Origin of the sequence: Kutzneria sp. NPDC051319 (assembly GCF_040682195.1) — a bacterium.
Lineage (GTDB): Bacteria > Actinomycetota > Actinomycetes > Mycobacteriales > Pseudonocardiaceae > Kutzneria.
Map to the genome: position 1 here is coordinate 121,315 of NZ_JBFBAM010000016.1, position 14,495 is coordinate 135,809.

Annotated in this window: 13 protein-coding genes; 9 read left to right on the plus strand and 4 right to left on the minus strand. The window is 71.2% G+C overall.

Annotated features, from left to right (window positions below; all coding sequences use genetic code 11):
* Positions 1–133: 133 nt before the first annotated feature.
* Both AB0M73_RS18950 and AB0M73_RS18955 read left to right on the plus strand, forming a co-directional pair.
* The gene (locus tag AB0M73_RS18950; RefSeq protein WP_363891963.1) at positions 134–1,276 is read left to right on the plus strand and encodes a VWA domain-containing protein; all 1,143 of its coding nucleotides are present in this window, start codon (positions 134–136) and stop codon (positions 1,274–1,276) included.
* Positions 1,273–3,096 carry an SWIM zinc finger family protein gene (locus AB0M73_RS18955; RefSeq protein WP_363891965.1) on the plus strand — a complete coding sequence of 608 codons (1,824 nt, stop codon included), beginning with the start codon at positions 1,273–1,275 and terminating at the stop codon, positions 3,094–3,096. Before AB0M73_RS18950 ends, AB0M73_RS18955 begins: the two co-directional genes overlap by 4 nt.
* Here AB0M73_RS18955 and AB0M73_RS18960 read toward each other — a convergent pair.
* Entirely contained in the window at positions 3,093–3,356 is a 264-nt protein-coding gene (locus AB0M73_RS18960; protein ID WP_043725723.1) for a DUF1905 domain-containing protein, read from the minus strand. The two genes, AB0M73_RS18955 and AB0M73_RS18960, sit on opposite strands and share 4 nt — an antisense overlap.
* A 110-nt stretch (positions 3,357–3,466) precedes the next feature.
* Positions 3,467–4,102, minus strand: a complete 636-nt coding sequence (locus AB0M73_RS18965; protein WP_363891968.1) for a hypothetical protein — start codon at positions 4,100–4,102, stop codon at positions 3,467–3,469.
* A 159-nt stretch (positions 4,103–4,261) separates the two neighbouring features.
* On the opposite strand from AB0M73_RS18965, the gene AB0M73_RS18970 reads away from it, so the two are divergent.
* Positions 4,262–6,970, plus strand: coding sequence for a BTAD domain-containing putative transcriptional regulator (locus AB0M73_RS18970; RefSeq protein ID WP_363891970.1), 2,709 nt, complete (start codon positions 4,262–4,264; stop codon positions 6,968–6,970).
* Complete coding sequence (locus AB0M73_RS18975) at positions 6,967–7,419, plus strand: GNAT family N-acetyltransferase (protein WP_363891972.1); 453 nt, start codon at positions 6,967–6,969, stop codon at positions 7,417–7,419. The genes AB0M73_RS18970 and AB0M73_RS18975 overlap by 4 nt, the downstream gene beginning before the upstream one ends.
* On the opposite strand, the gene AB0M73_RS18980 is transcribed toward AB0M73_RS18975, so the two are convergent.
* Complete coding sequence (locus tag AB0M73_RS18980; RefSeq protein WP_363891974.1) at positions 7,420–7,911, minus strand: pyridoxamine 5'-phosphate oxidase family protein; 492 nt, start codon at positions 7,909–7,911, stop codon at positions 7,420–7,422.
* A 94-nt stretch (positions 7,912–8,005) separates the two neighbouring features.
* Between AB0M73_RS18980 and AB0M73_RS18985 the strand changes: the two genes are divergently transcribed.
* Together AB0M73_RS18985 and AB0M73_RS18990 are read left to right on the plus strand one after the other, a co-directional pair.
* Positions 8,006–8,542 (plus strand): RNA polymerase sigma factor, encoded by a 537-nt coding sequence (locus AB0M73_RS18985; RefSeq protein WP_363891976.1) that lies wholly within the window; start codon positions 8,006–8,008, stop codon positions 8,540–8,542.
* On the plus strand, positions 8,535–9,713 hold the full coding sequence (locus AB0M73_RS18990; protein WP_363891978.1) for a CU044_5270 family protein: 1,179 nt from the start codon (positions 8,535–8,537) through the stop codon (positions 9,711–9,713). Before AB0M73_RS18985 ends, AB0M73_RS18990 begins: the two co-directional genes overlap by 8 nt.
* On the opposite strand, the gene AB0M73_RS18995 is transcribed toward AB0M73_RS18990, so the two are convergent.
* The gene (locus AB0M73_RS18995; RefSeq protein ID WP_363891980.1) at positions 9,697–10,590 is read right to left on the minus strand and encodes a hypothetical protein; all 894 of its coding nucleotides are present in this window, start codon (positions 10,588–10,590) and stop codon (positions 9,697–9,699) included. The genes AB0M73_RS18990 and AB0M73_RS18995 overlap by 17 nt on opposite strands.
* Before the next feature lie 365 nt (positions 10,591–10,955).
* On the opposite strand from AB0M73_RS18995, the gene AB0M73_RS19000 reads away from it, so the two are divergent.
* From AB0M73_RS19000 to AB0M73_RS19010, 3 genes are read left to right on the plus strand one after another with little or no spacing between them, the layout of a single operon-like run.
* The gene (locus AB0M73_RS19000) at positions 10,956–12,830 is read left to right on the plus strand and encodes a cache and HAMP domain-containing protein (protein ID WP_363891982.1); all 1,875 of its coding nucleotides are present in this window, start codon (positions 10,956–10,958) and stop codon (positions 12,828–12,830) included.
* A gap of 8 nt (positions 12,831–12,838) precedes the next feature.
* On the plus strand, positions 12,839–14,014 hold the full coding sequence (pgsB, locus tag AB0M73_RS19005) for a poly-gamma-glutamate synthase PgsB (protein ID WP_363891984.1): 1,176 nt from the start codon (positions 12,839–12,841) through the stop codon (positions 14,012–14,014).
* Entirely contained in the window at positions 14,011–14,493 is a 483-nt protein-coding gene (locus AB0M73_RS19010) for a poly-gamma-glutamate biosynthesis protein PgsC/CapC (RefSeq protein WP_043725744.1), read from the plus strand. Before pgsB ends, AB0M73_RS19010 begins: the two co-directional genes overlap by 4 nt.
* The last annotated feature ends 2 nt before the right edge of the window (positions 14,494–14,495 follow it).

Below are 14,495 nucleotides of genomic sequence, written 5' to 3' on the forward strand. Positions count from 1 at the left end.
CCATTCTATGCAGAGACTCGGGTCGCAGACCGGTCGAGCGCTGGCGAGGTGGGGCTGTGACCGAGCTTGCGAGGGCGCCATTCTATGCAGAGACCCTGGTCGCAGACCGGTCGAGCGCTGGCGAGGTGGGACTGTGACTGATCTGGAGCGATGGCGGCTCATCCTCGGCGAGCCGGCCGAGCGTCACTGCGGCGGCCTGTCCGGCAACTCCGGCGACGGCGCCGGCGGCGCCGGTGGTCGCGGCGGCAACTCCGGCCGTGACGCGGCGCTGGAATGGCTCTACGGCAGGGATCCCGAGCTCCAGCGCCAAGGCGTGCGGACCGGGGGCCAGGGCGAATCGGTGCTGCGGACAGTGGACTGGCTCGACGACATCCACCGGCTGTTCCCCAAGGACACCATCGAGCGGCTGGAGCGGGACGCGGTCGAGCGGTACGGGATCACCGATGTGGTCACCGATCCCGCTGTGCTGGCCCGCATCGAGCCCAACGCCGCGCTGCTGCGAGCGGTGCTGCGGACCAAGCACCTGATGAACCCCGAGGTGCTGCTGATGGCCCGGCGGATCGTCGCGGCCGTGGTCGAGGACCTCATGCGCCGGCTGGCCCGTGAGGTCCAGCAGCCCTTCACCGGCACCCGCAACCGGCGGCCCAGCAACGTCAAGAACTCCCGCAACTTCGACTTCCGCGCCACCATCCGGGCCAACCTCGCGCACTACCAGCCCGAGCACCGGCGCGTGCTGATCGAGCGGCCCCGGTTCGTCAGCCGCACCCGCCGGCACGTCGACCAGTGGCAGCTCGTGCTCATCGTCGACCAGTCCGGCTCGATGGTCGACTCGGTGATCCACTCCGCGGTCACCGCCGCCTGCCTCTGGGGCCTGCCCGGCCTGCGCACGCACCTCATCGCCTTCGACACCAACGTCGTCGACCTCACCTCGGACGTCGTCGACCCGGTCGAGCTGCTGATGAAGGTGCAGCTCGGCGGCGGCACCGACATCGCCCGCGCCGTCGCGTACGGGGCCGGCCTCATCGACAACCCCCGCCGCGCCATCCTCGCCGTCATCACCGACTTCTACGAGGGCGGCAGCCCGTACCACCTGATCCAGACCGTGCGCGGCCTGGTCGAGCAGGGCACCCACGTCCTCGGCCTGGCGGCCCTGGACGAGGACGCCAACCCCAGCTATGACCGCGATCTGGCCCAGCGCCTCGCCGACGTCGGCGCCCATGTCGGCGCGATGACGCCGGGGGAGCTGGCCGAGTTCGTGGCGGAGAAGGTCGGATGAGCCGCGCTGATCTCCTTGCCCTCACTGAGGAATCCCTCATCGCCCTGGCCAACCGCGGCCTGGTCAAACGGGCGGCCAGGGAAACCGGCGTGGTCATCGAGACCGATGCCGACGGCACTGTGCGGGCGCAGTTCGCCGACGGCCTCTCGGCCGTGCTGCCGCCCGGCGTCGGGTTGGAGGCGGCCAGCTGTTCCTGTGGCGCGCCCGGTGTCTGCCGGCACCGGATCGCGGTTGTGCTGGCGTACCAACGGGATCACGGCGCAACGGCCGCGGCTTTCGAACCGTGGTCGCCGGGGGAGCTGAGCGACGAGCTCCTGACCGCCGAGTTCGGTGCACGGACGATGGCGGCGGCCAGGAAGACCCATCGGTCGGGGTATCCGGTGCGGCTGCGGCGGCCGACCGCCGAGGATCCGGTGGCCAGCGCGGAACTGCCGCTGTGCACCGTCCGGTTCCTTGTGCCGGGGGAGCTCGGCTACGTGCACACCGACGTCACGGCGGCCAAGCGGGACGAGTTCGTGGTGCTGGCGGTGTGGGCGTTCCGCGAGGCCGACGAACGCGGGGAGCTGGCCTTCGAGGCCGGGGGTGGGGGAGACCGCGAGGGCTTCGCCGAGGCGGTGGCGCTCGTGGATCAGCTGCTCCTGGACGGGGCGGTCAACGCCAGTCCGGTGCAGGAGGCGGGCCTGCGGCGTGCGCAAAGGGAGCTGGCGGACCGGAATCTGCACTGGCCGGCGGCCGCGATGGCGGAGCTGGTGGACCAGCTCGGGGCGTACCGCGGCCGAAGCGCGGAGTACGAGACGCGACGGTTCGCGGCGTTGATCAGCGAGCTGCACGCCCGGAACCGGTCGACCGGCCCGAAGTCGCAGGTCCTGGGCAGCGACGAGAAGGCCGAGACGCAGCTGAAGCGGGTGCGGCTGACCGCGCTGGGCTGCCGAGTGGTGGACGAGCACACCGCGGAGGTCTACTTCGCCGGCCAGACCACGGTTTTTGTGCTCCGGCACCGTTCGGAGAAGATCGACGCCGCCCGCCGCGTCGCCGGCAGCACCCTGGGGCGGCTGGCCGTGGGCAACGTCGTGTCGGAGTCGGCCGTGCGCAGTGCCAGCCGGGTCGTGCGGCTGACGACGAGCCGGGTGTCCAAGACCTCGGTGACGGCGGTGGGGGAGGCCTGGACGGAGCTGCCGGACACCGTCCTCGCCGCGGACTTCGCCGCGCTGGAAAGGGAATTGGCCGCGCTGCCGCCGGCCTTCGTGCGGGCCCGGGTCGAGGCCGAGCTGGTCCGGGTACTCCCGGTCGCCGAGGTCCTGGGCGTCGGCTACGACCCCGGCGCGCAACGGCTCGACGCCGTGATCGCCGACGCCGACGGCACCACCGCCACCGTCTCCGCCCGGTACAGCCGCTTCCGCCCGGCCGCCCTCGACGTCCTGGCCCAGGCCTTGGCCGCAGACCCCCGGATGATCAGCGGCGCGGTCCGACGCGTCAACGGCGCCGTGGTGCTGGACCCCTACGCCGTGCTGACGCCCGACGGCGTCGTCGTGCCGGACCTCGTCGACGGGGAGCCCGCCGCGCTCGCCGCCATGGCGTGGGCGGAGCCGGACCCGGTGTCCCATGCCGTCGCCACCGCGCTGGAGGTCGCCGCCGAGGCCGCGCACCGGGGCCTCGGCCACCTCACCGACGGCGTCCGCCGCCGGCTCGACCACGCCGCCGCCACCCTCCGCCAGGTCGGCCTGGCCCGGACCGGCGACCTGCTGGCCGAGGCCCACACCCCGGCCGCCTGGCACGCTGCGCACATTCGCCTGCTCGTGCTGGCCGAGCGCAGCGGCTAGAGGCGCTCGTCGAGGCGGATCCGGACCTCGTCGCCGACGTCCTTGCCGATGGCCTTGCGGACCGCGGATTTCACGGGAAGCTTGTGCGTGCCGTCGCCCAGCGCCATGAAGGAGCTCTCGAACGGCACGCCGTCAACGGTGCCGCGCACCTTGACCAGGCCGTGGGTGCCGAAGAACTCGGCGGACCGCGGCCACACGACATAGGTCCAGCCGCCCTTGGCCGGGCTCTTGACCAGCGTTGCGGTGAATTCAGTCAGCATGCCCCAGTATCGAAGCCGCCCCCGCCTTTTCGACACCCCCCGCGAGTCCCGCCCAGCGTCACACCGAAACACGGTTTCCGGCACATCGGCGGTGAGCTGACGCCGGTGACTCAGCGCTGGGGAGTCTCACCCTCCGACGCCTCCGACGCCTCCGACGCCGTCGGCTCCTCCGGCTCGTCCAGCCGGTACACGACGGGCGCCTCCACGTCCTCGTCCGGCATGGGCGGCAGCTCCACGACGATGGGGTCGCGGCGCACGGGGGAGGCGATGGCGACCAGGGCGCAGGCGGAGCCGAGCAGGGCGAGCCAGATGCCGATGCCCAGGCGGGGGGCGACGTCCTGACCGGACACGCCGGCGATCTCGGCCAGGAAGACGCCGGTGCTGTAGCCGGCGGCGGACAGGAACAGCCCGGCGGCGACGCCGAGGCCGCCGGCGACGAGGGAGGCGTTGCGGGTCCACCGGAACTCGGCCCGGAGGCTGGCGGCGGCGATCACGATCAGGGCGGCCCCGCAGACCAGCGTGATCACGCCGACGTACTGCTGGATGGTGTGCCCGATGCCGAGGTCGAGGCCCCAGCCGGTGATGGACGCCAGCGACTCGCCGCCGACCCCGGGCAGCGAGACCAGGTTCACGAAGGTGCTGACGATCAGCAGCACCCCGGAGACGGCCAGGAACGCGACGGCACGGGTGCCGGGCCGCGCCGCGACGGAATGAACGGGAATGGGCGCGGTGTCCTCGTTGGGCATCCGCCCACGGTAACGGCCGCCCTGGGCGGCCCCGCACTGAGGCTGGTGCCGTTCCCGAACGCCACCTCCCCCGAGGAAGCTCGGGAACGGCACCGGGACCACCGTGTCACACGGACCTTCGGGAAACCTTGAATGCGTGGGCCGACCTCTGATACTCCCGTGCACGTGGAGTTCCGGGTGCTCGGCGCGGTCGAGGCGGTCAGCGAGGGCACGACGCTCGACCTAGGCCACGCGAGACAACGTAGCGTGCTTGCGGTGTTACTGGTAGCAGCCAATCGGCCGGTGACGGCCGACCAGTTGCTGCACCGGGTCTGGGGCGAGCAACAGCCTCAACGCGGCCGTGACGCGCTGTACGGCTACCTGTCGAGGCTGCGCGGCCTGCTCCCGGACGACGTCGCCATCGTGAAGCGCCCGGCCGGCTACGTGCTCACGGTCGACGAGAACCGCATCGACCTGCACCGCTTCCGACGTCTCGCCGCGCAGGCGCGGGCGGCCCGGCAGAACGCCCTCGCGCTGTTCGACGAAGCCCTGGCCCTGTGGCGGGGCGACGCCTTCACCGGCACGGACAGCGAGTGGCTGGCCGACGTCCGAACCGCGCTGGACGCCGAGCGAAGAGCCGTCCAGCTGGATCGGATCGACGCCGCCCTCAATGCCGGCACGGACGTCCTCGACGAGCTCACGGCCCTGGCCGACGCCGAGCCGCTGGACGAGCGCGTCGCCGCCCAGCTGCTGACCGCCCTCTACCGGGCGGGCCGGCAGGCGGAGGCGTTGCAGCGCTACGAAAACCTGCGCGAACAGCTGGCCGAACGCCTCGGCGCCGACCCCGGTCCGGCGCTGCGCGGCCTGCACCAGCGCATCCTCAGCGGCGACCCGGAACTGGACACGCCGGGGCCGAACCTCGTGCCGAGGCAGCTGCCGGCGGCCCCGGTGTGGTTCACCGGCCGCAGCCCCGAGCTGGACCGGATCACGACCACGGCCGGCGCCAACAACACCGTGGTGATCTCGGCGATCGCCGGCGCGGGTGGGATCGGCAAGACGTGGCTGGCGCTGGAATGGGCCCACCGGCACGTCGACGAGTTCCCCGACGGCCAGCTGTTCGTCGACCTCCAGGGCTTCTCGCCGACGGAGGAGCCCGTGCCGCCGACGGTGGCGATCCGGGGCTTCCTCGGCGCGCTGGGCGTGGCGGCGAGCAAGATCCCGGCCGACCTGGCCGCCCAGTCGGCCCTGTTCCGCAGCACCATCGCCGCCAAGCGGCTGCTGCTCGTGCTGGACAACGCCGCCGACCCCGACCAGGTCGTGCCGCTGCTGCCCGGCACCTCCTCCAGCGTTGTCGTCGTCACGAGCCGTCGGCACCTGACCCGCCTGACCACCCGCCACGGCGCCGGCCACCTGCGGCTGGGCGTCCTCACCGACGACGAGGCCCGCCGCCTGCTGGTCAGCTGGCTGGGCGAGGAACGCGTCGCGGCCGAGCCGGCGGCCGTGGCCGAGCTCCTGGCCTGCTGCGGCGGCTTCCCGCTGGCGCTGGGCATCGTCGCCGGCCGCGCCCACAGCGACCCGGAGGTGACGCTGGCCGAGCTGGCGACCGACCTCCGCGCCGGCATCGGTGCGCTGGACGACGAGGACCCGGCGACCAGCCTGCCGGCGGTGCTGTCGTGGTCGCTGCGAGGCCTCAGCGCGACGGAGACCGCCATGTTCGGGCTGCTCGGCGTCGCCCCCGGCCCGGACATCAGCCACGCCGCCGCGGCCAGCCTGGCCGGCCTGTCCGGCGCCGAGACCAGCGCCGTCCTGCGCACGCTGGAGCAGGTGTCCCTGGTCGAACGGGACGCCGCCGGCCGCTACCGCATGCACGACCTGGTCCGTCTGCACGCCCGTGACCACGTCGAGGACGCCGCGCCGGCCCTGCGCCGGGTGATCGACTTCTACCTGCACACCGCGCACAGCGGCCACGCCGTGCTCGACCCGCATGCGACGCCGATCGCGATGGACGAGCCCGCGCCGGGCGCGCAGCCGTTGGAGCTGACCGAGAACCGGACGACGCTGGCGTGGTTCGAGGCCGAGGACCCGTGCCTGCTCGCCGCCCAGCAGGAGGCGTTCGACCGGGGCTGGTACCGGACGGCCTGGCAGCTGGCCGCCGCTTTGTCGACGTACCAATACGTTCAGGGGCATCTGGAGGACACGCGGTCGCTCTGGCAGACCGCGCTGGCCGCCACCGAGCACCTCGACGATCCGAACGCGACGGTCGTGGCTCGCCGCAACATCGCCAACGCCCTGATTCGCCTGCACCGCGCGGAAGAGGCCATCGGCCACCTGGAGGCCGCGCTGGACCTCGCCCGCAGCAGCGGGGACCGCCACCAGGAGGCGGTCACCCTCAGCTCGCTCACGTCCGGCCACGCCGCCCTCGGCCAGCACGAACTCGCGTTGGAGTGTGCCAAGCAATCCCTTGTCGTGTATCGAGAAATGGCCAACCCCGGTCGAGAAGCCATGGCCCTCAACGCCGTCGGCTGGTGCGCAGCCCAGGTCGGCGACCACGACGGAGCCCGCGAGCACTGCGAGGCCGCGCTGGCGCTGTTCCGCCGTCACCACAACGACTTGGGCGAAGCGGCCACTTTGGACAGTCTTGGCTACGTTGCCGACCACAGCGACCGTCACGCCGAGGCCGTCGGCCACTACCGTGAGGCGTTGGAGATCCGGCGGAAGCTCGGCCACGCCTACCAGGTCGCCGACACCCTCGACCACATCGGCCACGCCTACGCCGCCCTCGGCGAGTCGACGCAGGCCCGCGAGGCCTGGGCCGAGGCCCTGGACCTCTACCGCGCCCAGGGTCGTGACGCCGACGTCACCCGCGTGCGGCTAGCCTTGAAGTCGTGAGCGAGGTTCAGATCAGGCGGGCAACCGAGGCCGACGTGCCGGCGATCGTGGCCCTGCTGGCCGACGACATGCTGGGCGCCACCAGGGAGTCCCCGGATGACATGACCCCGTACTGGCCGGCGTTCAAGGCCATCGACGCCGACCCGAACCAGTTCCTCGCGGTGGCCGAGCGGGACGGCGAGGTGGTCGGCACGATGCAGCTGACCTACCTGCCCGGCCTGTCCCGCAAGGGCAGCACCCGTTCCCAGATCGAGGCCGTCCGGGTGCGGGGCACCGAACGCGGCACCGGTCTCGGATCGAAGCTGATGGCGTGGGCCGTCGACCAGGCGCGGCAGCGGGGATGCAGCCTCGTGCAGCTGACGTCCGACGCCGCCCGCACCGACGCCCACCGGTTCTACGAGCAGCTCGGCTTCACCGCAAGCCACCTCGGGTTCAAGCTCACGCTCTGATCAGTGCTTGCGCACGACCCGTTCCGCCTGACCCGGCTGCCAGATCGTCACGTCCAGGTGGCCGTCGCCGACCTCCAGCGCCGAGGCGCTGGTGATGTCGGCCGCGTAGAACGGGCTGAACCGCTGCCCGCGCAGGTCGAAGCCGGTCTGCCGGTACAGGTTCTCGGCGTAGCGGGCGTGCAGCTCCAGGTCCTGCACGTCGTGCGCGGTGCCCCAGAGCTTGGCGTCGCCGTCCGCCACGTGAGTGTCCACTGTGGCCGTGTGCAGGCAGAACCGGGGATCGCGGGCCAGGTCCCGGAACTTGGTGGTGCCAGGCATGCCGCCGATCCACAGCTGGCCCTCGAACATCCGAGGCTCCATCGGACTGATCCGCGGTGAGCCGTCGGCCCGCAGCGTGGCCAGGAAACACAGGTTGCCGGTGGCGGTGTGCCGCCGCGTGAAGATCGCGGCGATCTTCGGCGCGACCTCGGTGAACTCCTGCCAGGTAGTCACCCGTCCGAAGGTACGGGAACGCGCGGCGGCCCACTGACCAATATGTTCGGTGAGCAGTGAGACGGCGCCGCTGGCGCGAACAGGAGGGCCGGGGGTGACGGGGCTGCGCGACGCCGACGAGCTGGTCGAGCTGTACGACAACCATGCCCGCACGTTGCACCGGTACCTGGCCATGAGGGTCGATCCGCAGGTCGCCGACGACCTGGTGTCGGAGGCGTTCCTGACCGTGTGGGAGCGGCGGGCCGACTTCGACCCGAGCCGGGCCAGCCTGCGGGCATGGCTGTACGGCATCGCGACGAACATGCTGCGCCAGCACGTGCGCGCCGAGGGCCGCCGACTCCGGGCCCTGGCCCGCGAACACGGGCGTCGTGTCGTCGGCGATCGTCTGGACGAGCGGACCGCCGCCGTCCTCGACGCCGAGAGCCTCGTCGGGGGCTTGGCCGAGACGCTGGCCGGGCTGCGGCCCGAGGAGCGGGACGTGCTGCTCCTGGTGGCCTGGGCCGACCTGGCGCCGGCCGAGGTGGCCGAGGTGACCGACACCCCGGTGGCCACCGTGCGGACCCGGCTGTTCCGGGCCCGGGCCAAACTTCGTGCGCGGATCAAGGGACAGGAGGGTGAGGACGATGCGTGACGGACTGCGGCCCGCGGAGGACGGCGTGGTCAAGCGGGCGGTGTCGGAACTGCCCGAGATGTCCGATGAGGCGTTCGACGCCGGCCGGGCGAAGCTGCTGGCCCGGATGGGCCGAACGGCCGCTGAACCGGCCGCCGCCGAGCGGGCGTTCGAGCCGGGCGCTGCCGAGCGGGCGTTCGAGCCGCCCGGTGCCGAGCCGGGCGCTGCCGAACAGGCCGCTGCCGAGCCGGATGGTGGTGTTCAGGCCGCCGGCGGGCCGGCCGCGGCAGCCGCTGTCGTGCCGATGCAGCGTCGTCGGGGGCGCCACATCGCCTGGCTGGCGGCGGCCGCGGTGGTGGTCGGCGTGATGGTGGTCGCCCTGGTCGGCCCGTCCGTCATGCCAGGCGGCGACGGACCCGAGCCGAAGATCGGCAGCGCGGTGGCGGCCGAGGCGCTGAGCCAGGCGGCCAGCAAGACCGGCGACGTGGTGCTCCAGCCGGGCCAGTTTCTCTACGTGCGCAGCCGCACGATCACGGGCGCGTCCGGCGACGGCGGGCTTGACCCGGTCAAGTGGTACTACACCACCGACGAGACCTACGAGACCTGGATCCCGGCCGACCAGGGCCAGTTGTGGGAGCACAAGCGGACCAGTTCGGGCGTCAAGAAGTTCCTCAAGGGCTCGGCCGCGGACCTGCCGAAGGGCATCCAGATCGAGGTGCTCGGCGACTGGAAGGCCCGCGGCGGCAACTTCTTCGGCGACCAGGCGGTCAACTTCTGGCACCCGACCCCGGCCTACCTGGCGGCGCTGCCCCGCGACCCGAAGCAGCTGTACGTGAAGCTGCGCGCGGAGGCCGCCGGCAACGAGGGCGACATCCTGCTCGGTGAGATCGGCGCGGGCCTGGAGACCGGCCTGATCTCGGCCGACCTGCGCAAGGCCGTGTTCCAGGCCCTGGCCTACCTGCCGACCCTGAAGGTGGTCGGCACGGCGACGGACCTGGACGGCCGGCAGGGCGAGGCGTTCGGCCTCGTCGTGGACTCCCAGCTGCACGAGATGATCATCGACACCGCCACCGGCGAGTACCTGGGCGCCCGCACCGTGCTGGTGAACGACTGGCACGGCATCAAGGCCGGCACCGTGCTGGGCGGCTCCACGCTGACCAGCAAGGTCGTCGGCGCTATGGGCCAGCGCTGATCGCCTCGGCCAGCGCCTTGACCAGCTGGTCCCGCTGCTGAGGGTCCTCGCGGACGGAGCCGTCCGACTCGATGTGCGCGAACACCGTGCCCATCGAGTCGGCGGCCTGTCCCTGCACATTGGTGGTGCCTTCGAGGTGGCCGCAGCTGGCCTGCCAGGCCCGGCAGACCACGGTGCCGTCGGCCTCGATGCGGTCGGCGATCCGCTCGTGCAGACGCGTGTGCGGGGTGGAGCCGCCGGAGACGACCACGCCGGTGCCGGGCAGGCTGCTGCTGTCGAAGCCGTGCAGCTGAATCTGGGGCAGGCCCTTGCGGGCCAGCGCGGTGGCGACGAGGTTGAACAGCGAGTTCGCGTTGTGGGCTACGTCCGCCAGACCGTTGGCCGCCCTGCGGTGCGCGCCGGCGATCAGGACCGCCGATCCGGGCAGCGCCCGGTACAACTGGACACCGACCTGTTCGGTGTCCAGATCGAAATTGGGGTGCGGCACCTCGATGACCTGCCGCGCTTGCGCGCCGTAGTCGGCGATGTACATGCCCCAGCCCCGCTCGTCACCGGGTTCGGTGGCCGCCATGACGAACTGCCGGCCGGTGGCGGAATCCTTCCCCGTGGTCAACGCAAATCCCAATGGTGTAAGCGTTTTCACCTCACTCTGAGTGTCCTTTCCGCCCGTGAGCAGGGGAATCAGGCCGGCCAGGGCGCTTTCTCCCTCACGCACGGTGGGCGGCCGATAGGACGCGTCCGAACGGAGCGCGGCCGCGAACTGTGAGGCGCGCTCGACAAGATCGATCTTGGGGGTCCGGTCCGGGATGTTGATCACAGCCAGCACCGCGACGCAGACCAGTCCGAGCGCGGTGACCAGCAAGTTCCGTGCAGACACAAAAAATTCTCCGAGGTTTCGGGCTGCCCGGCGGTGGCGCTCGCGGTCGTTCGGTGGCGAATAGTGCTTGCCTTGTGACTCGAATCATACTCTAATAGGCAATGAAGTAGACAGTACGAGTGGAACGCTGCACCCCGCCGCCGCGTTTGACCGTCCTCTGTGGACCCTGAACATGGAGAGCGCGCGTGGTGGCGAACAAGGCCGGCCTCGAGCCGGTGGAGAGTGGATTTCCGGGCGGACTGCGAGCACCGCTCGCGGTTGTCGGAGCCGCATTGTGCCTGCTCGTGGCCTGGTGCGTGATCCAATTACCGGCGGCCGCCCGCAGCGGCGGGGCATTGGCCGTCGCCCAATCCCAAGAATTACTCGTGAACGACCTCGCTCGCGCCACCGCCGACTCGATCGGCGACGTCGCGGGCGACCTCAGCACGGCCAGCGCCCTGTACACCGTGCACCCCGACCCGACGCCGGCCGGCACCCTCGCGGCGATCACCCGGGGCACCCCGCAGGCCCTGGGCCTGGCCCTGGTCCAACGGGGCGTCGGCACCCTGCTGGCCGGCACGGGCGAGCCGGTGCCGGTGGAGTCGTTGCCGAACAAGGACATCGACCGCATCACCGTCGCGCTGGTGCGTGACCAGTCGGGGGCGACGGTCGTGCTGACCGCGGCCCCGCTGACCGGCACCGATTGGCTGATTCTGGTCACCACCGGCCTGAAAATCCCGGCCCACACGCTGTCCGGTCAACCGGCCGAGGCATTGCTGCTGACCACGGTCGACGGACAGGTGGTGAAATCCCGCGGCGCGTTCGATCCGAAATACCAACCGATGGTGACCGCGGCCAGCACGAATTCGACGGCCGTCGGCAGCATTGTCGGCGACGCCGGCAAGGGACCGGTGGTGGATGGCGCCCGAACCACGCCCATTGCCGTCTATGCCCCGATTCTGACGGGTGATCCCGCTCGGCCACTTGGGCTCAACCTGGTGCTCGTCGGCTCCGCCCCGTCCCAGGGCACGGCGCAGACGCCGGTGGAAACGGCCTGGGTGACGGCGGTGCTGGCCGCGGCCGTGCTGGCCTCGCTGGCGCTGCTGGGCTTCGGCTTCGTGGTGCCGCTGCGACGGCTGCGGGCCGAGGCGCTCGGCGGTCACCGTCGTCGCAAGTACCGCCTGCGTGAGGCCGCGGTGGTGTCGGCGACGCTGCGCGACGAGATCCTTCCGGTCAAGCGTGGCTGGATTTCCGCCCGGCTGTTCGTTGTCCTGGCGGTGGCCCCGCTGTTGCTCTGTTCGGCGGCAATCGGGGTCATCGCCGGAGAAGCGGTGCCGAACGTGCCGGACCTGGTCGTCCAGGGCGAGCGCGGGCTGGCCGAGGTGACCGCCGGCGCGCTGCGTGACCAGATGTCGGCGAGCCTGAGCGATCTTCGCACCTTCGCCACCCGCGCGACCGGCGACGTCGCCTCGCTGAAACCGGCGCTGGCCAACCTGATGACGCAGAACAAGCGTTACCGCAGCGTCTACGTCACCGACGCCAACGGCGCGGTCCAGGTCGACGCCGGCCGTGCGCCGCTGCGCACCATCGAACGCCCGCCGGGCGGATCCGGTCTGCACCAACAGAACACCGCAGGCCGGATTCCCGTGCTCTATGCCAGCACCCCGTTGCCGGACCGCTCGCACGTGCTGATCGGCGAACTGGATGTGACGAGGCTGTCGTCGATCCTGCGGCGCAGCGCCGGCAACGGCAAACTCGTCGACTCCGGACTGCGCACGCTGGCCTCGGCCGATGGTTACCGTGCCTTCGATGTGTTGTCCGACCAGGCCTTGCGGCAGAGCGTCACCGACGCGCTCGGCGGCGTCGGCCGGCCGGGCACCGACCAGATCGACGGCCAGTGGTACGTCGTCGCGGCGGCCACGGTCACCGGCTCGCCCAGCACCGATCCGCTGCGCTGGACCGTGGTGCTGGAACAGCCGTTGACCACGCTTCCCTTGCCGGACAACGTGGTTCGCCGCTACGCGCTGTTCGCCGCGCTGGCCGTTGGCGCGGCCGGGCTGTTGCTGCTCGGCTGGTACCACCTGTGCTTCGTGCGGCCGCTGCGCCGGCTAGCCGCCGCCGCGGTCAACCTGGAGCAGGGCGACCTGAAAACCGTGATCTACCCGGAGCGGCTCAACGAGATCGGGACGCTCAGCCAGTGTCTCGACGACGCGCGCAGACAGCGGACCGCCACGACCGCCCCAGTCCCCCTGCTGGTCTAGGAGCACGGATGCGTTTCCTCTTCACCGTCTATGCCTTGTCCTGCCTGGTGTTGCTGGTGTGCGGGATCGTGGAACAGCGAAGACACGACAAGAACCTGGGCCGTATCAGGCATCGGGTGTTGGTCAACGGGATCCGGGGCAAGTCGTCGATCACGCGGCTGTGCGCGGGCGCGTTGCGGGGTGGGGGAATGGTCACCGTGGCCAAGACCACCGGCACCGCCGCGCGCTTCATCCACCCCGATGCGCGAGAGGAGCCGGTGCACCGGAAGTTCAACATCGCCAACGTGGTGGAGCAGATCGCCATCGTGCGCCGGGCCGCCGGCTACGACCCTGACGCCCTGGTGATGGAGTGCATGGCGGTGGCGCCGGCGTTGCAGGAGATCAACCAGACCAAGCTGATCCGCTCGGACATCGGCGTGCTGTGCAACGTCCGGGAGGACCACCTCGCGGAGATGGGGCCGACGCTGGACGACGTGGCCCGCTCGCTGTGCCGGTCGATGCCGGTCGGCGGCGTGTGCGTGACGGCCGAGCGCGACCGGCTGCACATCCTGCAGGAGGAGGCCGACAAGCGTCAGTGCCGACTGATCGCCGTGGATCCCGAGGAGATCACCGACCAGGAGTTGGCCGCGTTCGACTGGATCACGTTCAAGGAGAACGTGGCCATCGCGCTGAAGGTGGCCGAGCTGTTGGACATCGGCCGCGCCGACGCCATGGCCGGCATGTGGGCCGCGCCGCCCGATCCCGGCGTGCTGCGCGTGGACCGCTACACCGCCGACGGCAAGCGCCTGCACTTCGCGAACGTGTTCGCGGCCAACGATCCCGAGTCGACGGTGATGAACATCGAGCACCTGCTCGACCACGGCGCCATCGGCCGGCCGCTGCACATCGTGATCAACTGCCGGCCGGACCGCATCGAGCGCAACGGCCAGATGGGAGCGTTGATTCCCCGCCTGCAGCCCGATCGTGTGCTGCTGATCGGCGAGCCCACCCGCAGCGCCCTCAACGCCATCCCGTCCTCGTGGCGGCCCCGCGTCGTCGACCTCGGCGGCCGGCGCAGCGCGCCCGAACTGCTGCACGCGCTCGTCGCCGGCATCGACGGGCAGGCCTCGCTCGCGGCCATCGGCAACATCCACGGCCAGGGCGAAGTGCTGCTCGCCCAACTGGAAACACTGGAGCGGTTATGATCAGCCAGGAGCTGTCGCCGGAGGTGGCCACCCTCGGGCTGGCCATCGGTTTGTTGTTCTCCCTGCTGTGTTATCTGACGACGAACCTGTCCCCGGGCGGCATGATCACTCCCGGCTGGCTGGCGCTGACCCTGGTCGAGGACTACCGCCGAGCCGCGCTGGTGGTGCTCACCACCGTGCTGACCTACCTGGCGACCTTAGGCCTGAGCAAAATCGTGATCCTGTACGGCAAACGCCAGTTCGCGGCGGTGGTGCTGCTCGGCGTTCTGTTGCAGACAACCGTTTTCGTGCTGATACAGGACCATTATCCGCTGCTGTACGTGCACGAGACCCTGGGCTTCGTGGTGCCGGGTCTGATCGCCTATCAGCTCGTTCGCCAGCCGCCCGCCGTGACCGTGCTGGCCACGGGGTCCGTTGCCCTTGCCTCGTACGGAGTTCTGGCCAGCGGTGTGCTGGTCGGCCTCATCCCCACCTCGTAGGA